This window comes from Methylocella silvestris BL2 (genome assembly GCF_000021745.1).
GTDB lineage: Bacteria > Pseudomonadota > Alphaproteobacteria > Rhizobiales > Beijerinckiaceae > Methylocapsa > Methylocapsa silvestris.
The window spans coordinates 3,163,082-3,182,795 of record NC_011666.1; the positions used below are offsets into that span (position 1 = coordinate 3,163,082).

Consider the following 19,714-nt stretch of genomic DNA (forward strand, 5'->3'; position numbering starts at 1 on the left):
AACTTGAGCTTGCGCCCGCCAAAGAGATATCGTCCGAAGGAGCGCGGCCAAAAAATGCGAGCGAAACGATCATGAGCCTTTATCTCCTCGCCTTCCTGATTGGCGTTGTCGCCGGATTGCGCTCGTTTCTGCCGCTGGCGGCGACGGGCCTTGCGGCGCATGCGGGACTGCTGTCGCTGCAGGGCGGCCCCCTCGCTTTTCTTGGCAATGCCGTCGTCGCCTATATTCTGGCGGGTCTCGCGCTGGCCGAACTCGTCGCCGACAAGCTGCCGCAGATCCCGAACCGGAAGACGCCGGGGCCATTCGTATTCCGGATCGTTTCTGGCTCCGTTTGCGGAGCGGCGATCGGGGCGCAGGGCGGCGCGCTGGTCGGCGGCCTCATCGCCGGCGCGCTCGGCGCCGTTGCCGGCACTTTGGGCGGCGCCGCAGTGAGGGCCCGGCTGGCGGACGCCTTCGGCAGGGATTGGCCGGCGGCGCTGCTTGAGGACGCGGTCGCGATCCTCATCGCCGTGCTGGTGGTGAAATCGGCATGAGCGCGCGGTTCGACGCCATCGTCATCGGCGCGGGGCAGGCTGGGCCGCCGCTCGCGGAGCGCATGACGAAAGCTGGAATGAAGGTCGCTGTCATCGAGCGGAGCCGTTTTGGCGGCACCTGCGTCAACACCGGCTGCATGCCGACCAAGGCCCTCGTCGCCAGCGCCTATGCCGCGCATCTTGCCGGGCGCGGCGCCGATTTCGGTTTCGCCGCCGGCGAGGTCCGCGTCGACATGAAGGCCGTGGCGGCCCGCGCCGGCGCGATTTCCGCGAGGGCGAGCGCCGGGGTCGAATCCTGGCTGCGGCGCATGGACAATTGCGTGGTCTACCAGGGCTCGGCGCGCTTTGAATCGCCGGGGAAAGTCCGTGTCGGCGCGGATCTGCTGGAAGCCGACCGCATCTTCATCAATGTCGGCGCAAGGGCGGCGACGCCGCATATGCCGGGCATCGACCAGATTTCCTATCTGACCAATTCCTCCATGGTGCGGCTCGATGTTCTGCCGAGCCATCTGGCGATCATCGGCGGCAGCTACATCGGCCTTGAATTCGCGCAGATCTATCGCCGCTTCGGGGCCAAGGTGACGGTGGTTGAAATGGCGCCGCGCCTTGTCTCGCGCGAGGACTCCGACGTCTCCGCCGCCATCAAATCGATGCTCGAAAGCGAGGGCGTCGATTTTCGCGTGGACGCCGAGTGCATTCGCTTCGCGCGGCGGGGCGAAGATATTCTGGTCGGCGTCAACTGCCTTGCAGGCGAGCCGGAAATCGCCTGCTCCCATGTGCTTCTGGCGATCGGACGGCGGCCGAACACGGACGATCTCGGGCTCGACGCGACGGGGGTCGCGATGGACGCGCGGGGCCATATTATCGTCGACGATCAATTGCGGGCCAGCGTCCCCGGCGTCTGGGCGCTTGGCGAATGCAACGGGCGCGGCGCCTTTACCCATACCGCCTACAATGATTTCGAGATCGTCGCGGCGAACCTGCTCGACCATGATCCGCGCCGGGTCAGCGAGCGGATCGAAGCCTATGCGCTCTATGTCGATCCGCCCTATGCCAAGATTGGAATGAGCGTCGCCGCGGCCAAAGCCTCGGGGCGGCGGGTGCTGGTGGGCGAGCGGCCGATGACGCGGGTTGGCCGCGCCGTCGAGAAAGGCGAAACCACCGGCTTCATGCGGATCCTGGTCGACGCCGACAGCCGGGAAATACTTGGCGCCGCCATTTTTGGAACCGGCGGCGACGAGGCGATCCATTGCGTTCTGGACCTCATGTACGCAAAGGCGCCCTATTCGACGCTGCAACGCGCCGTCCATATTCACCCGACGGTGTCTGAATTGTTGCCGACTCTGCTTGGAGAGCTGAAGCCGCTTGCCTGATCAGATCCCGCCTTTGCGGACGCTATTCGGCGGCGATCAGGGCGATCGCGTCGCCAGGCAGGGCGGGCGCGCCTATGGCGATGTCGAGGGAGAAATCATTGTCCGCCCGGCACGGCCCGGGGCAATTGGGGTCGCACTCGGCGTGATCATGCTCATGTGCGGCGCTGGAGCCATGGCCATGGCCGCCTAAGCGGCGCGCGTCGAGCGCTTCATTGATGATCTTGCGAACGGTCCTGAAGCAGCGTCCGCAATTGGGGCTGCAACCGAGGCATTTGTAGACCGCTGTCGGCGTCCGCGGCGACACTGCGCCGCCCATCGCGTCGACCGCAGATTTGATCGTCATGTCGCTCAAAACGTTGCAGGAACACACAATCATCGACACACCAAGGCTGACGCCAGCTAGGCCCAATTCAGAGCTAGGCAAATTGCGAGCCAAGCCCATTTAACGCTTGCCCAACTCCGCGAGCGACGCGAGAGCAATACCGCAAAAGCCCCCTATTTGCAACGCGTAAGCAAAGTTTAGACTGACTCTATAAAGTGATATTCGCAGCCTGTTAGTTTAAAATGGTTCAAAATACTAGGGTCGCAAGCTAACCCAAATCTTGTGGCCAATGTGTGCGATTCCTTACACTCGCCGCGTTGCTTATCTGTCGATCCGGAACGAGCGCACCGTCGCCGCGAGCGTCAATCCGCTGCGCTCGGCTTCCGCCAGGATCTGCGGAAACAGCTTCGCCGCCGGCGCGCCCGCGGGCGTCAGCTTCAGGGCGGGCAGCGGCTTGGCGGCGGCGATCGCGATCACGAGCTGCAATTTCCCGCCGCCGAGCTCGGCGCCCGGCCGCGCGGTGAACGAGGGTGGATCGTCGCGCGCCGCGCGAAGCATCGCCGCCGGGCGTGCGACGCCGTCGTCGCCGACGATGAGAACGCTCGCCTCGCGTCCGTCGCTTCCGGCGACGGAGCCGGAGATTTGCTGGCCCGCGCGCAGAGACGCGGTCGCAATATCAAGCTTGATCGGCGCGGCCGGCGTATTGCGCAGTTCATTCAGGAAGGAGATGGCCGGGCATTGGCCGGGCGCAATCTGCCTGACGCCGATGTCCGCCTCGCGGCCGGCCGTCTGCCGCAACGTCTCGTCCAGGCTGCGGAAGGGCGCGGAGGATAGCCCAAAACCTTCGATCGCCGGCGCATTGTCGGCGAGAACGACGGGTTTCGCGAAGAAGCAGTCGCCGCCGTCATATTGGCCGAGCGCCTTGGTCAGCGCCGCGAGGGATGTGCGGCGGGCCACCTCTGTGGCGGCGTCCGAGGCGGGCGCCGGGGCGACGCGGTCGGGCTCGACCGTGGCGAGATTCAGCGGCGCAAGGCCCGGCCTGACCGGGCTTACATCCGCAGGCGCGGCGGCGGCCTGCGGGCGCCCCAGGGCCGCCGGATTGTCGTCGGCGGGCGGCGACGGCTTTGGCGCGCGGGCCGGCGGCGCGCTGTCGCTTTGCAGCACCGGCGCCGGACGGTCGACGGTCTGGGGCGGACGCAGCGTTTCGTAAAGGGTCGGAATCGCCGCGGCGACCGCGATCAGGGCGAGTCCGCCGACGACCGCCGTAACCCGGCCGAACGTGACTTTCATCCCCTGTTTCGGCAGCGGGAGCGCGGGCGCGGCGCGGATCCGCGCGCGCTGCGGCATGACCGTCCCCACCTTCCAGGCGGCGACCTCAGCCATCGAGGCCGGCCGATCGTCCGGGTTCGGCTGCAGCATGTGCTCGATCAACGGCCGCAGCCGTTCGTCGATCGGGCCGAGTTCCGGCACAGCGCGGCGCTTCTCGATGACGTCGACATGATTGCCGCCCATGTCGATCGGGCCGTTGCGCAACGCCTCCGCCAGCACGAGCCCCAGACTGTAGATGTCGGATTTCGGCGTGATCTCGCCGCCGTAGAGGCCAAGCTGCTCGGGCGAGACGTAATTATATTTTCCGGCGAAGCCGGCGCCGATCACCGTCCCCTCATCGTCGAGCCGGGTCGAACGGGCGATGCCGAAATCGATGATCTTGGCGCGGCTCATGTCGCCGCCGGGAATGATGATATTGTCCGGCGAGACGTCGCGATGAACGATGCCGCGCTCATGCGCCGCGTTGAGCCCGGCGGCGATGCGCTGCATCAGCCGATAGACTGCCTCGAAGGCGAGCGGGCCGCCGCGCAGCATCGCCGAAAGCGACTGCCCGTCGACATATTCCATCGCCAGATAGGGCCGCTCCAGCACCGGGTCGACCGTAAACACATAATAGCGGACGATGGCCTCGTGATAGAGGTTGTGCAGCGCCGAGGCCTCCCGGCGAAACAGCGCGAACGCCGCTTCGGCTTCGGCGAGATCCGAACGGATCAGCTTGATCGCGACGATGTCGCCGGTCTGGATCGCGTGGCCTTTGTAGATTTCACCCATGCCGCCGGCGGCGATCGGCTCGTCGATTTCATATATGCCGTTGAGCTGCGTCCCGGCCGGAATGATTGGCCGGGTCGACCCGAAGGTCGCGGCATGATTCATCGCGGCGTCCAGCGCGCCTTCGGCGCCCCATCCTGCGCGAAGACGATGGTCGATCCCATCGGCGCATAGCGGGCGATAACGACGGTGACATTATCGGAGGCGCCGCGCTCGAGCGTCAGCGCGACCAGCCTGTCGCAGGCCGTCTGCGGCGGATTGAGCCGCACCAGATCAAGGATTTCCACATCGCTCACATGGGTCGTCAGCCCGTCGCTGCAGATGACGAAGCGATCGTCTTTCTCGAGCACCCCTTGAGCGATTTCAAGGTCGAGCTCGTGATAGACGCCGACGGCGCGCGTAATGACGTTGCGGCGCGGCCAGGTCTGCGCCTCCTCCGCGGTCAGCACGCCCTCGGCGATCAGTTCGGCGACCTCGGTGTGGTCGCGCGAAAGCTGCTGAATCTTGCCCTGGCGCACGAGATAAATGCGGCTGTCGCCAGACCAGACGCAGGCATAGTAGCCCTCCCAGGCGAGTACGGCGGCGATGGTCGCGCCGATGACGATGCCGCCGCGCTCATCCGCAATTTCGAGCAGCCTGGCGTTGGCGCGCGCCAGCCTGTCGCGGCAGCGCTGCAACAGATCTGCGACCGAAGCGGGCTCAGCCACATTGGCGAGCTGCTCGACTACGATCGAGCTTGCGAGCCGCCCGGCCTCGTGTCCGCCCATGCCGTCCGCCACGGCGAATACGCCGCGCTCCGGCAGCAGCAAAAATGCGTCTTCATTTTCGAGCCGCACCTTGCCGACATCTGAGGCGGCGCCGCATTCGAATTTCGGCGAAATCTCTTTCATGGCGCTTATCCGGGTTGCGTAACCGTTTGGAGCGGGGCGTCCTGTGCGGCCTCGTCTGGCGGGCGGCGGCTCAGCATATCGGCGAAGGCGGACTCGGGGGGCATCCCGATCTGCGCCAGGACGAGCGGCGGGAAGGCCGGGCCGCCGATCGTCCACCAGAAACTCGCTTCGCCCGGCGCGCAATCCTGCAATTCCGCGCGCATCTGCGCGAAGGCGCCGGCGAGCGCGGCTGCGTTTTCATCGAGCGCGGGAGAGGCGCAAAGGGTTTTGAGACGCGCCAAAAGCGTTGGAAAAGGCGCCTCGGGATCCAGCGCGTCGAGCAACAATTGCTCGACGCTCGCAAACCAGAGCTCGCGAGGATCGACGTCGGGGGGATCAACCTTCTCCTCCTTGTCGGAGGCGACGCCGATCAGCGTCAGCGGATACATGCGGCCGATCGCGTCGACAGACGGCATCAAAGCGCCGATGAAGGCCTCGCCGCAAAGCGCCGGGCCGAGCCAGAACCGCCAGATCGGCGCGGAATTGAAGGCCTCGGCCCATTCTTCCTCGGAGCCGCGCGCGCGGCCGAAGGCGAGGCCCTGTTCGATCCAGGGCTCCCACAGGCGCAGGAAAGCGCGCGGGGCCGAAACGGCGATGAAATCGCGCTTCGACGGCAGTTTGCCATAAAGGCCGCAGCGCATGGCGATCAGCTCCCGCCCGGACAGTGGAAGGCGCGCAATTGGGCGATGTTCAGCGGCCGCATCCCGGCGTCGCCATTGGCCGGCGTTGAGACAAAGCGGAAGGCGAGATCGCGGCCGCCGAGGCTGAAGGTCGCCTGCGTCCCGTCCGCATTCAGCTTCGCCGTATCGAGCAGGCGGTAGACCGACCAGACGCCGGACTGCAGCAGCATCGGCGGGCGCGCCGCATTCGAGCGCATGGTCAACAGCGTGCGGTGATTTTCGGCGGTCCCCGGCCATTGCACGGTGGTCGCGCCCTGGCCGCCGGTGATCAGCGTCGCGTCGATTTCGAGCCGGACGCCGCTGACCGGGGGCGGCGTGACGGCGTAGGAGAACGCCGGCGCCGAGGGGTCCGAACGGTCCGCACCGAAAAAGGCGGCGCGGATATCGGCGGCGATCTTGAAGTCGGCGAGGGCAGAGGGCGCGAACTCCTTGGCCAGGGGGCTATCGTCGCGCCATTTCCACTGCGGCCCGCTGGTGTCGGCGAAGGCGAGCACATAGGTCCCGAAAAATTGGTCGATCAGCCCTTTCGGCCCGAACATGCGGGCGAAATCGTCGAGTTCGACGTCGCGCTCGGCGTCTTTCGTGAAGGGATAGCGGCCGCCGATCTTTTCCTGGCAGGTGAAAGTCACCTGTTCGCGCAGCTTCGCCACCGTGCGCGCGACGGCGGACTCGGTGACTTCGCGCAGAATGTCGGAGCCAGTTTGCTCCATCATCCCCGCGAAGGGCGGCGGCAGCGCCGCGGCGGCAGCCTTGAGCCGGCCGACGCCGCTCTCGATCCGTTCGGCGATTTCGCCTGTCGGGGCATTATTGGTCGCGAGGCGGCTGAGATTGACGCGGATCTCATTAAGCTCCGACAGCGTCCGGTCGATCGGACGCTGGCCGGGATCGCCCTCGACAAGCTTGTGATAGGGCGCCAGCGCCGCCTCGATCATCTGCGCGGGCGTTTTGCCGTCGCCTCCGACAACAGCCATGGCCTCGCCCTCGACGCTTGCCGATTTGGTCGGCGCGTCGCCGTCGCTCGTCGACAATTGCGTCTCGTCGCGGATCGATTCCAGAAGGCGGATGAAGGGCGATGTGACAGAGGACGCTGCGGTCAGCAGCGGATAGGACGGACGCTCCGCCGTCAGTTTGCGGATCTTGAGCTTGCCGATCGCCTCGCGCCAGGCGTCGATGAAGCTTTTCGCATAAGCGTCGACGAGCGTTTCGCGCAGATGGTCATACTGGGCGGAGATCTCCGGCGTCTCGCCCGCCGCGCCGAGCACCCAGCGGTCGCGCGCCATCTCCTCGACCACGGACGGCAGCGCCTTGACGAAACCCTCATAGCCGGTCCGGGTCAGGAAATAGGGAACGCTGATCGCCTCAATCGACGGTTCGAAGACGACGAGGGCGCCGGCGCCGCCGACCTTGGCCGCAGACCAGTCCGGGCGCAGCGAGGCTTTGGCCCGCGCCGCCATGATGCGCAACGCCCGGTCGGCGACGGTCTCGCGCGCCAGCGCCGCCTGCGCCTTCTCGACGAGCGGCCCGTTCAGCTGCACGAAAGCGCCATGGCCGGTCTCAAGATCGAGCATGGCGAGAAGATGCTGCTCCAGCTCCTTGCGCCCTTCGCTGTTCTTGGGGCCGGGATAGAGCGTTTCCGACCAGTCGCGCTGCATCCAATTGACCAATAGCTGGCGGTCCACGGTCTCGAGGCCGCCGAGCATGAGATAGACTTTTAATGCGTCGAACAGATTGGCCGGATCATTGGCGCTGGCCTCGAGCTGCTCCTCCAGCCGATAGACGAGGCGAGGGCGCAGCATGCGTTCGAGACCGACGCCATAAGCGCTCGCCGCCGCCGAGCGCAGCCGCGCCGTCTGATTGAGCCCGAGGCCGCCGGAAATTTGCTCGGCGTCGGAATCGGCATAGCCGCCCGGCAGGTAGCGCAGCGCGTGCAGCGCCGGCAGGGCCTTGGCGAGATCGCGGTCGCTGACGACGTCCGCGTCGCCCACCCCGCGCGACGCCGCCGGGTATTTTTGCGCCGCCTCCACGGTCTGGCCGATGCGATCGACATTGCGGGCGTAGCTGACCCACCAGGCGCCGATCAGCAGCGGCGCGGCGACGATGAGGCTCGCGAAGGCGGCCATCTTGACGATCCGGTTGCCGCGGCCGGTCGAGACCCAGCCGGCTTCGCCGATGACGACTTTCTTGATGAGGTCGGTCAGGAAAAAGCTCTTACCCTGGCCCGAATAGACGGGCGTCCCCACCGCCTCGGCGCCGAATCCCTTGGCGAGCGCGCCGAGCAGCTGGTCGATGGGCGTGCCCTGCTGCGTGCCGGAGGTGAAGTAAAAGCCGCGCAGGGCCGCCCGGATCTTGTAGCGGGCGGGATCGAAGATGGCGTCGAGGAAGCCGATGACCGGCGCCTGCAGCGCAGCCATTTGGGCCGGAAAGCCGAAAGCCAGCACGCGGGTCGCGGGGTCCTTCTCCTCGTCGAGCCGGTTCTGCGCGATGCGGCTCAACGGGTCGAGCAGGGCCTTGAACTCGAATGGCGCCTCGGCGAGCATGGATTTGCTCTTGTCCATCGTCGCAAAGGTCGCGCCCCAGACCTGGCGCCGGCCGGCCTCGTCAAGATCGCCGAAAAACTCCATGAAGCCGATCAGGAGGTCGGCCTTGGTGAAGACGGCGTAGACCGGGAAGTCGACCTTGAGCCGCTGATGCAGTTCGATCAGCCGGGCCCGGATCGCCGCCGCATGGGCGGCGACCTCTTCGGCGGGCAGCGTCAAAATATCTTCGAGGCTGATCGCGACGAGAACGCCATTGATCGGCTGGCGCGGGCGGTTCTTCTTTAACAGGTCGAGAAAGGCGAGCCAGCTTTTCTGGTCCGCCCGCGCGTCGGAATCCTGCGTCGTGTAGCGCCCGGCCGTATCGATCAAAACGGCGTCCTCGGTAAACCACCAGTCGCAATAGCGCGTGCCGCCGACCCCCTTGACGGCGCCCGGCTTGACGCCGCCCGCAAGCGGGAATTCGAGCCCGGAATTGATAAGCGCCGTCGTCTTGCCGGAGCCGGGCGGCCCGATCAGCACATACCAAGGCAGGTCATAGAGATAGTTCGCCCGTCCGCCGCGGCCGCGCAAAACCGAAAGCGCCTCCTTCATGCGCTCGGCGAGGACGGGCGCGTCGCTGTCGTCGCCGGGATGTCCCTCGGCAGTGAGGCTCTGCGCGATCCGCGCCGCGCCCTTGCGGCGGCGATTGAAGCGGTAAAGGCCGGCGCCGCCGATCAGCGCGAAGATCACGGCGATCAGCGCTGCGCGCGGAAGCGGCTCCTCGAGCGGATAGGCGCCGCGCAGCGGGATAAGCGGGGCCGCGAGCCAGATCAGCGCCCCGAGCGCCAGGGCGCCGATGACGCTGATCGAGAGTCGGAGCCAGAATTTCCTATTCATCAAACCCCGCCTGCCGGCTCGATCGCGTCGTCTTTAAAGGTAGCGAAAACGATGTGTTGAAACTGGATTGAGAATCCCCGCCCGCGGGACCGCCGCCGCCCGCTCAGTCGCTGCGCGGGACGACAATCTCGACCCTTCGGTTCTTGGCCCGTCCCTCCGGCGTATCGTTCGGCGCGATCGGCGCGTCGGCGCCCTTGCCCTCGGTCTCCACCCGTTCGGGATGGGACAAAGATTGCTTCAAGAGCGCGCCGACGACATTGGCGCGTTCGAGCGAGAGTTCGAAATTGGAGGCGAAGCGCGCGTTGGAGATCGGCGTATTGTCGGAATGGCCAATGACCTTGACCGCTCCGCGATCATCGTCGAGCGCCATCGCGATATACATCATCAAGGGCTTCACATCGTCGAGCATCGTCGATTTGCCGGGCTGAAACAGCGCCCGGTCAATGATGCGGATGACGATCTGGTTGGCGGTGGCGTCGACGCTCAAGGCGCCGGACTGGATATTCGGCGCGAGCACATTGCGGACATGGTCGAGCTGCGAGGCTTGCGCCGGCGTCGGCGGCGGGGCCGGCGGCGGCGCGACGGCGACCTTGCGGCCGATCGCGACCGGCGTCAGCGGGTTCAACGCGCCGACGCGCTGCGCCGCCGTCTCGGCCTCTGCGCCGAGCGAGACGCGAAACCAAATGAACGCGCCAAACAGCACGAGGCCAATGAGGCCGGCGGCGGCCCAGAACGGAACGCGCAGCCGCACCGCATGTCCGGCGAGCGGCTGACCCTGCCAGCGGGGCGACAAAGCGGCGGGCGCTGCCGGCCCGTTCTGCTGCAGAAGATCGCGGAGGTTGGCGCGGACCGTATCGATGGCGCCTGCGGCCGTCGCCGGCCCCGCGCCGGCCTGACGGCCGCTCGGGAAGGCGAGCGCCAGGCAGGCGTGAAACAGCTCAAGCAGAAAATAATGGTCGCGCGGATCCTCTTCGACCCGAGCAAGCTCGTCATAAAGGCGTCGCCCGGCGCTGGTCTCGCCGAAGAATCGCGTCGTCAGCCCGGATTGCGCCGCGCCGCCGCGCTCGTCGGCCGGCAGATTGGCGAGCACCTCGTCGGCGGTGGCGCAAAGCACATATTTGGCCGTGTTCGCCTCATCCGGAGCGACGCCGGCCCCGATCATGTCCCGGTCGCATTTTTCGATCGCGGCGGCGATCTGCGCCGTCAGATTATGTCCCGGCGTGCGCACCAGCGCGGTGCGCAGACGGCCAAGCAGCAGCAGGAGCGGCCCGGCCGCCTGCAGGATCGGATTGGCGTTGGGCGCCACGAGATCGCGCCCCTGCGTCGAGGCCTTGCGCGGCGGCGGCGCGGCGTTTGGCGCCGGCGCCGGCTGGCCGGGCGCGCGGCGGCCGCCCGGGTTCGGCCGGAACACGGTGCGTTCGTCTGCGAAGGAAACGACGGTCATATCGGCAGGCGCCTGCGGCGCGGATGGCGACGCGCCGGCGGCCGGGTTTTGCGACGGCCCCGCGCGCGGCGGCATCGGCCGGAAAATCGTCCGGTCGTCGCGCTCTTCTGGTTCAGGCGGCGCCTGGTCCTTATCGCTCATCGCGCTGTCGCTGCCCTTTTCTCGCCCGGTGGGAAGGCCGCGGGCCGCCGCATGGCCCTTGCGCCGACATTCGCCAAAGCGCCTCCCAAATCATTTTGTGTCTTTTGCCTGATCGTAGCATTGCGCGAAATAGAGCATGAAAGCGTCGACGAGTCCGTCTTCATGGCGCAGGGTTTTCGCCTGCCAGCGGGCGAGGTAGAGATCCCACAGCCGCGCCTTGTGGCCGCCGAGCAGCGCCGCAAGGCCGGATTCCTTGCCAGCGACGTCCTCGATCGCTTTGGGGTCGAGGTCTTCGACGAGCATGCGGACAGCCTGCTGCATCGCCGCAAAAGTGTTGACCTGATGCGTTTTGAGATCGGTGAAGGCGCCCTCGAAGGCGCGCCTCGCGTCGAGATAGCCGCTGGTGCGCGGACCGAACATGATCTTCAGCGCGTCTTCGGGCGTCGGCGCGAATTTCAAAGGATTATTGTCGAGCGCCTGGATCATCGTCTGGCTCGACGTGCGGGCGAAGCGCTTGGCCTTGAAGCGCGCGCTGAGCAATTGGGTCAGATCCTCGACCGAAAGGCGCATCAATGCGCCGAGCTCCTCAGCCACTTTGAGGCTGTTCTGGCGCGCGAAAATATGGTCCGGAATGCCGGCGCCCTTGGCGAAGCAGCGCAGGAAATCTTCGGCGGTCGGGACGGCGGCGGCGGGAGCCGTCGCGGGCGCTGCTGCGGGCGCGGCGACAGGCGCGGCGACAGGCGCGTGAGAGGCTGCGGCCTCGAGGATCTGGGGTTCGATTGTCTGCGACGGGCCAGAGGGCGCAAAATCGAGGAGGGGACTGGGCTCTGATTCGGTGAGGGCGGTTTGCGCCGGCGCCTCGGGCACCAGAGCGTCGATCAGGGGAGCCGCCGCGCGGTCGCCGGCGCCCCAGGCGAGGGCCTCCTGTTCGCGGAGATCAAGCGGTTCCGCCTCGGACACGCTCCCCTTCTGGGCTTCGTCAGCGAAAGCTGGGGAGGGGAGCTGCTCAAACCATGGCGATTCCGCATCCACGGCCTGCCGTCCCTGAGACGCGCTGCCGAACTGCGGCGCCGCGGGGCTCGATGTGTCGCGGCCCGGCGCGGGCGGGGAGAAAAAGCCGCGCGCCCGAACCATCGTGAAGGGTTTGCCGGCCGCCGCCGCGGCGTCGCGGGCGGCGCTGTTGATATCTTCCCGCGCGACGCCTTCTTCGAGCGGGTCGGGGCTCGGCCGCTCGGGCTCCAGCGCAAAGGGCGCCGGTTCGGGCGGCGGCGCAATCCCGGACGCCGTCTCAACGGCGATCGCATGCGCGATCTGGGCCTTGATGTCCGCCTCCGCGCCGAACTCGGACGGCGCAAAGGCCGCGACGGCATGGGGCGCCGGCGCTTCCGGTTCAGACGCCTGGTCGAGCGACACCGCGATGATATAGGAGCCGATCGCCAGCCGGTCGCCGTGGCGGAGCCGGTGCGGCGCCTGGATCCGCCGCGTGGAGTCGTTGAGGAAGGTGCCGTTGGTGGAAAGATCGTTCAGCCAATAGGCGCCGTCGCGAAAGCGCACCTCGCAATGGCGGCCCGAGATGAATCGCGTCGGGTCGGGCAGCGACCATTCGGCGTTCGCGGAGCGGCCGATGTCGACGCCCCGCCCGTCGGTCAGCCTGACGCTCACCGGAGCCCCGTTCGGCAGGCTCTGTTCGTTTTCGATCGTCAGGGTCAACGTCATTTCAGCCTCCACGCACGCGCAATACCTTGGGAACGCCTCTTGTTTTCAGTTGCCCGGACAGTATGAAAACGCTTCATTCGGCATAGCCCAAATGAGCGATTTGCGCCACAGCATCGCCATTATCCCGCTGGCATCCGTGCGCGGGCGCACGCGGCGCCCGCGCACGTCATTGTCTAAACTCTAGACTGAACCTATGTTAGCGTCGACTTTTTACCGGCGCGGCAGCGCGGCATTCGGGGCGGCGACAGCCGCTTGCGCGCGAGTTGGTTGAAGATGCGAAGCTCGCTAAACGCCCTGATTGTCGTCGTCTGCGGGCTTCTTGCCCTTGCTGCGGCGCTCCCGGGCGCTGCGGCGGCGGAGCGCCGGGTCGCCCTCGTCATCGGCAATTCCGTCTACAAGAATTCTGCGCTGGACATTCCGAACGCGCGCAACGACGCCGAGGATGTGGCGGCGGCGCTGAAGGCGCTGGGATTCGACGTTCTGCTTGAAACCGACGTCGATCTCGCCGCCGCAAGCAAGGCCATCCAACAATTCGCGCGGATGTCGGTCGGCGCCGATTCGACCCTGTTCTATTTCGCCGGCCATGCCGTGCAGTATCAGGGCCACAATTATCTGCTTCCTGTCGACGCCGAGGTGAAGGACGAGATCAGCCTGCCGTTCGAGACCATCGCCGTCGACAATATCCGCGCCGTGCTCGATCGGTCGAACGGCGTGAAAATCATGGTGCTCGACGCCTGCCGCAACAATCCGATCGCCGACCGCCTGGCGAAAATGGCGAGCGCCGCGCCCGCAATCGACCCCAGCGAGCGCACCCGCGGGCTCGAACGGATCGATAAATCGGAAGGAATCATCGTCGCTTTCGCGACCTCTCCCGGCGACGTCGCGCTGGATGGTCAGGAGCGCAACAGCCCCTTCACCAAGGCCTTCCTGAAGCGGCTGAACGAGCCCGGCCTTGAAGTCGAAATGATGTTCCGCCGCATCGCCAATGACGTCCGCGAGGCGACGAGCGGACGCCAGCGGCCCGAAACCTATGTCTCTCTCGTCAATGAATATTACCTCAACCAGACTGACAGGGTCGCCTGGGAGAAGGTGAAGGAAACCGACGATCCCGCCGCGCTGCATGATTTCGTCGAGCGCTTTCCGTCTTCCTTCTACGCCATCGAGGCGCGCTATCGCCTGAAGGCGCTGGAACGGGCGATCGCCGAGCAGAAGGCGCGAGCGCTAAAGGAGGCGGAGCTCGCCCGCCGTGAGAAGGAGGTCGCGGCGCAGGAGGCCGCCGCCCGGCTCAAAGCCGACGAGGCTTGCCGGACCGAGCGCGCCGCGCTGGCGGCGGCGTCTCCGCGCGACGCTGAGGCTTTGCGCCGCCTCTCGGCGAGCGCCTGCGAGGAGGTCAAAGGCGCCGCGCAAAAACGGCTCGCCGACCTTGAGGCGACCTTCGCCGCCGAGGCCGAGGCCTGCCGCCGCGATGCTGAAGCCCTCGCTGGCCTCAGCAGCGGGCGCGACGTCGACGCCCTGCACGCGCTGATGCGCGAAACGCCTTGCGTCGCGGTCAAGACATCGGCCGCGGCGCGGATCGGGGCCGTCGAGGCAGATCTCGCCAAAGCCGCCGAGATCTGCCAGCGCGAGGAGTCCGAGCTGAAGGGCTTGGTCGAGCGCGGCGATGGGGCGGGTCTTGAAGGACTGCGCAGCCGGTCGGCCTGCCCAGCGACCCTGCCGGCCATCGCGCAAGGCCTGCGAACGATTACAGCGGCGGCGAAGGCGGCCTGCGAGCGCGACGCATCGGCGTTGCAGGCGATCCCGGAGCGCGACGCGGCCTCGCTGCGCGCCTTTGTCGCCCATGGCGCCTGCGATCCCGTCAAGGCGACGGCTCAAACGCGGCTGCGCGAGCTCGAATCCGTTCTGGCGCGCGAAGAGGCGCAATGCCGCAGCGAGCAGTCCGCGCTGAAGGATCTTATTGCGCGCGGCGACAGCGCCGGCGTCGGGGAATTTCGTAGCCGGGCGCGGTGCCCGGCGGCGATCGCCGCCGCAGAGACGGCCTCGCGCGAGATTGCCGCTGCGGCCGACGCCGCCTGCGCGCGCGATAATGCGGCGCTGAACGCGCTGGCCCCCCGCGATGTTGCGGCGTTGCGCGCGCTTTCCGATCGCTCGAGCTGCGGCGCCGTCAAGACGGCGGCGGCGCAGCGTCTCGAGGTCGCGGAGGCGGCGCTGCGGCAGGAGGCGGAAGCCTGCGGGCGGGATGAAGCGCAATGGAAGGATCTTTCCGGCTCCGGCGACAAGGTGGCTATCGAGGCGTTCCGCAAGCGGGTCGACTGCGGCCGCCTTGCGCCGGCGATCGAGCGCCGCATCGCCGAGCTGAAAACGATTTGCCGCGCCGACGACGCGGCGCTCGCGGCGCTCAATGCGCGCGACGCCGACGGGTTGCGCAGCTTCCTCGGCAAGGCGCAATGCGACGACGCCAAGGCCGAGGCGGCCAAGCGCCTCGCGGCCCTTGAGGCCGCGGCGCAGCGCGAGGCCGAAATCTGTCGGCGCGACGGCGCGCAATGGGCGGAGCGAGCGGGGTCGGCCAATCGCGCCGATGTCGAAGCCTTCGTGAAGGGCGCCGAATGCGCCGCCGTAAAAAGCGCCGCCGAACGCCGGCTGGCCGAACTGGGCGCGATCTGCAAATCCGACGCGGCGTCCCTCGCCGCGCTCGGCGCGCGCGACGCAGCCGGCCTCTCCGGCTTCATCGGCAAGGCGCAATGCGACGAGGTGAAAACCGACGCCAAACAGCGGCTCGCCCGGCTCGAAACCGTTCTGGCGCGCGACGCGCAAATCTGCCAGCGCGACGAAGCCCTCATGAAGGATGTTTCGAGCGCCGACAGGGAAGCTTTCACGGCGCTGCGCCAGCGGGCCGAGTGTCCAAGCGTCCTCGCCGCGCTCGATCGCACGCTTGCCGATCTGAAGCAGGCCTGCCAACGCGAGCAGGACGCGCTCAGCGCCATTGGCGTCGGCGACGGCGCTGCGACAAAATCCTTCCTCGAAAGCGCTGTCTGCGGGGACGTCAAAACCGCCGCGCGCGCCAAACTTGCGCGAATCGAGGCCAATGAGGCCAAGGCGGAAGAGGCGTGCCGGCGCGAGGACGTCGAACTGACGGCCCTGAAAACGCAAGGCGCCGCCGCGCGCGGCCAGCTCGACGCACTGAAGGGACGCCTGACCTGCGCGCGGCTGCGCCCCGACATCGAGGCGGCGCTCAGCCAGCTTCCCGAACCGCCGCCCGTCAACACCAAGCCGCAGATCCGCGCGGCGCAGACGGAGCTACAGCGGCTCGGCTGCCTTGGTCCGATTGAGACCGGTGCGCTCGACGGCAAGACGAGAGCGGGCTTTGCCCGCTATTTCGAGGCGAAGGGAGAGAACGCCCCGTCGGCGTCCGAGCTCAAGGTGACTGACGAGATCTTGACGAAGCTCGAAGGCGATAAAGCCGGCCTTTGCCCGCCGGCCGATGTCGCCGAGCCGATCCAGCCCGTGCGGCGCTCCAAGAAAGACCTCGCGCGCGTCCCGCCGGCCGAGGAGCCGAGCCAGAAGGCCGCGTCAAGGCCGGCGCGCGAGAAGGCGGCGCGGCCCGCCCCGGCAGAGCGGCCGGTGCGCGTCGCAAAGCCGCAGCCCGAGCAGCGGCCGCGTCCGGCGCCTGCCGCTCCGCCAGCCCAGGCGACGGCGAACAAGGTCGGGGGACATTCCGCCTCGCCGCTTGGCGTCGGATTTTAGGGCGTCCTCTTTCGTTGCGGCGAGCCGATTTTTGCGGCTTGCGCCCATAGGTTCAAGCCGATATACCGTCGCCGAAGCTGGCCCTTGCGGGCGGCGGGGCGCGTAGCTCAGCGGGAGAGCACTACGTTGACATCGTAGGGGTCACAGGTTCGATCCCTGTCGCGCCCACCATTCGGCCATAGACGTATGCAGCTGCTTCCTGTCCGCGATGCGACTGCCGCGCGCCCTGAGGACATTGTCCGAGGAACGCTCGACCCTCGGACCATGCGGCCGCCAAACCGCCGCCGAATCGAACTTTGTCGCAACATGGAACGGACTTAAAGCTAGACCGTTTCCTTAAAGCCGAGCCCTCGGCATTGCTGCCGCCCGCCGATACGTTTATCTCTCCCGCGCTGGATCTTGCGGCGTACATTGGGCGCTAGCGAGCATCGCAGCCTTCGGAGCTGTCACTGTGACGATGAAAGCGTTTCCGGAAACGAAATCCCTGCCCCCGTCGCGGCGCTTCGACGTCGCCGCCCTCGCCGCCGAGCGCGAGGGCGAGCGTTACGCGCTGCATTCCCGCTACATGAATGAAATGATGGTCCGCGTCTTCCAGACGATCGGGACCGACGTCGGCTTCCAGCGCGGCGAGGGCCAATATCTCTATGACCGTCGCGGCGCGCGCTATCTCGATCTACTGAGCGGCTGGGGCGTCTTCGGTGTTGGACGCAACCATCCGCTCATTCGCGAGGCGCTGGAAAGCGTGCTCGCCGCCGAACTGCCCAATCTGGTGCAGATGGACGTCTCGGTCCTCGCCGGCCTGCTCGCCGAGCGGCTGCTCGGCTTCGTCCCCTATCTCGACAAGGTTTTCTTCGCCAATTCAGGGACGGAGGCTGTCGAGGCGGCGCTCAAATTCGCGCGGCGCGCGACAGGCCGGACTGAAATCATCCATTGCGGCCACGCCTTTCACGGCCTCAGCTATGGCGCTTTGTCCTTGAACGGCGACGCCATCTTCAAGGACGGCTTCGGTCCGCTTCTGCCCGACTGCGTCGAGGTTCCGTTCAACGATCTTGCAGCGCTCGAAAAGGCGCTCTCTAGCGGCAAAGCGGCGGCCTTCATCGTCGAGCCCATCCAGGGCAAGGGCGTCAACATGCCGGACGATTGGTATTTGCGGGACGCAGCGGCGCTTTGCCGGAAATATGGCGCGCTGTTTATCGCCGACGAGATCCAGACCGGTCTTGGCCGCACGGGGCGTTTCCTCGCCGTCGAACATTGGGGCGTTGAGCCCGATATGGTGCTGATCGCCAAGGGACTGTCCGGCGGACATGTGCCGGTCGGCGCCGTTTTGACGCGCAAGCACGTGTTCGAGAAGGTTTTCAACCGGATGGACCGCGCGGTCATCCACGGATCGACCTTCGCCAAGAACGACATGGCGATGGCGGCGGGTTTGGCGACGCTTGAGGTGATCGAATCCGAGCGGCTGATCGCCAATGCCGAGCGGCTTGGCGCCCGGCTCCTCAAAAGCTTCGCGGCGATGGAGCAGCGGTACGAACTCGTGAAAGCCGTGCGCGGCAAGGGGCTGATGATCGGCGTCGAATTCGGCAAGCCGCAATCCCTGAAACTGAAGGCGGCGTGGGGCGTCGTCGAAGCGGTCAACCCCGGCCTGTTCTGCCAGCTGATCACGCTGCCCCTGTTCGAGCAGCATAAGATTCTGGTCCAGGTGGCGGGCCACGCCAGCCACACCATCAAGCTGCTTCCCACCCTCGTCATCGACTCCGCCGACTGTGAGTGGATCGAGCGCTCCTTCGACGCCGTCATCGCCGACAGCCATCGCGTGCCGGGCGCGGTCTGGACGCTTGGCAAGACGCTCGCCGATCACGCCCTCAAAGCGCGCGCGACGAAATAGGACCGACCATGGATCGGCAGACTTCGGATCGGAAAACCGCGGACCGGCTGGTGCTGATCGGCCGGTTCGGCGCCCCCCATGGCGTCAGGGGCGAGCTGCGGCTGCAGAGTTTTACGGAAAATCCGGCCGCGATTTCATCCTATGGGCCGCTCACCGACAGACTGGGGGCGAAAGCCTTCTCGATTTTGACCGCGCGAGCCGTCAAGCCCGATTTGTTTGTCGTCAAGCTCAAAGGCGTCGACGACCGGACCGCCGCCGAGGCCTTGACCAATGTCGAGGTTTTTGTCGCGCGCGAAAAATTGCCGGCCGCGGCGGAAGATGAGTTCTATCTCGCCGATCTGATCGGTCTTGAGGCGCTGGACGCCTCGCGCGCGCCGTTTGGACGCGTCAAGAATGTCCTCGATTTTGGGGCGGGCGACATCCTTGAAATCGAACCTGCGGGCGGTGGCGAAACGCTGCTGCTGCCGTTCACGCGGCAGGTCGCGCCGGAAATCGATCTCGCCGCGGGCTTCATCGTGATCGATCCGCCGGTCGAACGCGCGGCTCCGGCGTTTTTGCAGAACGACGAGACGGACGCCGCGGCATCGCCGCCGCCTTCGGCCTCATAGCGCGGGATGAGAAAAGTGGATTCCGGTTTTCCGCGCGAATCCCGCTCTAAACTCCTGGAATCGATCACGATTCATGATCATGGACCGCTTCTGTCCATGATTACGGCCTAGCGAACGCGGATGTGGCGCGCCTCGATCTTCACGCTATTTCCCGGCATGTTTCCGGGCCCGCTCGGCGCCTCGCTCGCCGGCGAGGGGCTTTCGCGCGGCGTTTGGGCGCTTGAGACGCATGACATCCGCGACCATGGCCTTGGCCGCCATCGCGCCGTCGACGATACGCCGGCGGGCGGTGGCCCCGGCATGGTCATCCGCGCCGATGTTCTCGCCGCCGCGCTCGATTCCGGGATCGCAGCCGGCGACAGCCGCCCGCGGCTGCTGCTTAGCCCGCGCGGGCCGAGTTTGCGCCAACAGCGCGTTCGGAGCCTTGCGCAAGGCGAGGGCGTGATCCTGATCTGCGGCCGCTTCGAGGGCGTCGACGAAAGGATCATCGCAGCGCGGGGCCTCGAGGAAATCTCAATCGGAGATTATATCCTCTCAGGCGGCGAACTTGCCGCCATGATCCTGCTCGACGCTTGCGTCAGGCTGCTGCCCGGCGTGATGGGCAAGGAGGCGTCGGGGCTCGAGGAAAGCTTCGAGAGCGGACTGCTCGAATATCCGCATTTCACGCGCCCGCGCGAATTTGAAGGCCGCGAGATTCCGGACGTCCTGCTCTCGGGCGATCACGCCCGCATCAAGGCCTGGCGCGACGCCGAGGCCCTGCGCCTGACGCGCGAGCGGCGTCCGGACCTGCTCGAAGCCGACCGCAAGACGCGCTGAAGGCTTTGTCTCCTGT

13 protein-coding genes and 1 tRNA gene are annotated in these 19,714 nt (G+C 66.8%); 7 read left to right on the forward strand and 7 right to left on the reverse strand.

Translation table 11 applies throughout. The features are described 5' to 3' along the window. The first annotated feature begins 71 nt into the window (after nt 1-71). Nucleotides 72-533 (forward strand): DUF4126 family protein, encoded by a 462-nt coding sequence (locus MSIL_RS14615; RefSeq protein ID WP_012591861.1) that lies wholly within the window; start codon nt 72-74, stop codon nt 531-533. Beyond that, nucleotides 530-1,906, forward strand: coding sequence for an FAD-containing oxidoreductase (locus MSIL_RS14620; RefSeq protein WP_012591862.1), 1,377 nt, complete (start codon nt 530-532; stop codon nt 1,904-1,906). Before MSIL_RS14615 ends, MSIL_RS14620 begins: the two co-directional genes overlap by 4 nt. Nucleotides 1,907-1,928: 22 nt before the next feature. Here MSIL_RS14620 and MSIL_RS14625 read toward each other — a convergent pair whose 3' ends face one another. The 7 genes from MSIL_RS14625 to tagH form a co-directional block, all read right to left on the reverse strand. Then, nucleotides 1,929-2,282 (reverse strand): (2Fe-2S)-binding protein, encoded by a 354-nt coding sequence (locus MSIL_RS14625; protein ID WP_041368083.1) that lies wholly within the window; start codon nt 2,280-2,282, stop codon nt 1,929-1,931. 267 nt (nt 2,283-2,549) lie between these two features. Next, complete coding sequence (locus tag MSIL_RS14630; protein ID WP_012591864.1) at nt 2,550-4,430, reverse strand: serine/threonine-protein kinase; 1,881 nt, start codon at nt 4,428-4,430, stop codon at nt 2,550-2,552. Then, nucleotides 4,427-5,215, reverse strand: a complete 789-nt coding sequence (locus MSIL_RS14635; RefSeq protein WP_012591865.1) for a PP2C family protein-serine/threonine phosphatase — start codon at nt 5,213-5,215, stop codon at nt 4,427-4,429. Before MSIL_RS14635 ends, MSIL_RS14630 begins: the two co-directional genes overlap by 4 nt. Nucleotides 5,216-5,220: 5 nt before the next feature. Beyond that, complete coding sequence (gene tagF, locus MSIL_RS20295; RefSeq protein WP_012591866.1) at nt 5,221-5,895, reverse strand: type VI secretion system-associated protein TagF; 675 nt, start codon at nt 5,893-5,895, stop codon at nt 5,221-5,223. A gap of 5 nt (nt 5,896-5,900) precedes the next feature. Then, nucleotides 5,901-9,347 (reverse strand): type VI secretion system membrane subunit TssM, encoded by a 3,447-nt coding sequence (gene tssM, locus MSIL_RS14645; RefSeq protein WP_012591867.1) that lies wholly within the window; start codon nt 9,345-9,347, stop codon nt 5,901-5,903. 103 nt (nt 9,348-9,450) lie between these two features. Then, nucleotides 9,451-10,932 (reverse strand): type VI secretion system protein TssL, long form, encoded by a 1,482-nt coding sequence (gene tssL / locus MSIL_RS22195; RefSeq protein ID WP_012591868.1) that lies wholly within the window; start codon nt 10,930-10,932, stop codon nt 9,451-9,453. Nucleotides 10,933-11,022: 90 nt separating this feature from the next. Beyond that, nucleotides 11,023-12,648 carry a type VI secretion system-associated FHA domain protein TagH gene (gene tagH / locus MSIL_RS22030; RefSeq protein WP_012591869.1) on the reverse strand — a complete coding sequence of 542 codons (1,626 nt, stop codon included), beginning with the start codon at nt 12,646-12,648 and terminating at the stop codon, nt 11,023-11,025. Between the two features lie 273 nt (nt 12,649-12,921). Here tagH and MSIL_RS20300 point away from each other — a divergent pair, with 273 nt between their 5' ends. From MSIL_RS20300 to trmD, 5 genes are all read left to right on the forward strand, one after another. Next, the gene (locus MSIL_RS20300; RefSeq protein WP_012591870.1) at nt 12,922-16,389 is read left to right on the forward strand and encodes a caspase family protein; all 3,468 of its coding nucleotides are present in this window, start codon (nt 12,922-12,924) and stop codon (nt 16,387-16,389) included. A 96-nt stretch (nt 16,390-16,485) separates the two neighbouring features. Continuing rightward, nucleotides 16,486-16,560 (forward strand) — tRNA-Val (locus MSIL_RS14665). Nucleotides 16,561-16,846: 286 nt separating this feature from the next. Beyond that, entirely contained in the window at nt 16,847-18,274 is a 1,428-nt protein-coding gene (locus MSIL_RS14670) for an aspartate aminotransferase family protein (protein ID WP_049768184.1), read from the forward strand. Nucleotides 18,275-18,282: 8 nt separating this feature from the next. Further along, entirely contained in the window at nt 18,283-18,882 is a 600-nt protein-coding gene (rimM, locus tag MSIL_RS14675; RefSeq protein WP_012591872.1) for a ribosome maturation factor RimM, read from the forward strand. Nucleotides 18,883-19,002: 120 nt separating this feature from the next. After that, nucleotides 19,003-19,698 carry a tRNA (guanosine(37)-N1)-methyltransferase TrmD gene (gene trmD / locus MSIL_RS14680; RefSeq protein ID WP_012591873.1) on the forward strand — a complete coding sequence of 232 codons (696 nt, stop codon included), beginning with the start codon at nt 19,003-19,005 and terminating at the stop codon, nt 19,696-19,698. Nucleotides 19,699-19,714 lie beyond the last annotated feature (16 nt).

Excerpts from the sequence above, each read along its gene's own strand:
- MSIL_RS14615 (WP_012591861.1), top strand. The coding sequence starts at position 72 with ATGAGCCTTTATCTCCTCGCCTTCCTGATTGGCGTTGTCGCCGGATTG.
- MSIL_RS14620 (WP_012591862.1), top strand. The coding sequence starts at position 530 with ATGAGCGCGCGGTTCGACGCCATCGTCATCGGCGCGGGGCAGGCTGGG.
- MSIL_RS14625 (WP_041368083.1), bottom strand. The coding sequence starts at position 2,282 with ATGATTGTGTGTTCCTGCAACGTTTTGAGCGACATGACGATCAAATCT.
- MSIL_RS14630 (WP_012591864.1), bottom strand. The coding sequence starts at position 4,430 with ATGAATCATGCCGCGACCTTCGGGTCGACCCGGCCAATCATTCCGGCC.
- MSIL_RS14635 (WP_012591865.1), bottom strand. The coding sequence starts at position 5,215 with ATGAAAGAGATTTCGCCGAAATTCGAATGCGGCGCCGCCTCAGATGTC.
- tagF (WP_012591866.1), bottom strand. The coding sequence starts at position 5,895 with ATGCGCTGCGGCCTTTATGGCAAACTGCCGTCGAAGCGCGATTTCATC.
- tssM (WP_012591867.1), bottom strand. The coding sequence starts at position 9,347 with ATGAATAGGAAATTCTGGCTCCGACTCTCGATCAGCGTCATCGGCGCC.
- tssL (WP_012591868.1), bottom strand. The coding sequence starts at position 10,932 with ATGAGCGATAAGGACCAGGCGCCGCCTGAACCAGAAGAGCGCGACGAC.
- tagH (WP_012591869.1), bottom strand. The coding sequence starts at position 12,648 with ATGACGTTGACCCTGACGATCGAAAACGAACAGAGCCTGCCGAACGGG.
- MSIL_RS20300 (WP_012591870.1), top strand. The coding sequence starts at position 12,922 with ATGCGAAGCTCGCTAAACGCCCTGATTGTCGTCGTCTGCGGGCTTCTT.
- MSIL_RS14670 (WP_049768184.1), top strand. The coding sequence starts at position 16,847 with ATGAAAGCGTTTCCGGAAACGAAATCCCTGCCCCCGTCGCGGCGCTTC.
- rimM (WP_012591872.1), top strand. The coding sequence starts at position 18,283 with ATGGATCGGCAGACTTCGGATCGGAAAACCGCGGACCGGCTGGTGCTG.
- trmD (WP_012591873.1), top strand. The coding sequence starts at position 19,003 with ATGTGGCGCGCCTCGATCTTCACGCTATTTCCCGGCATGTTTCCGGGC.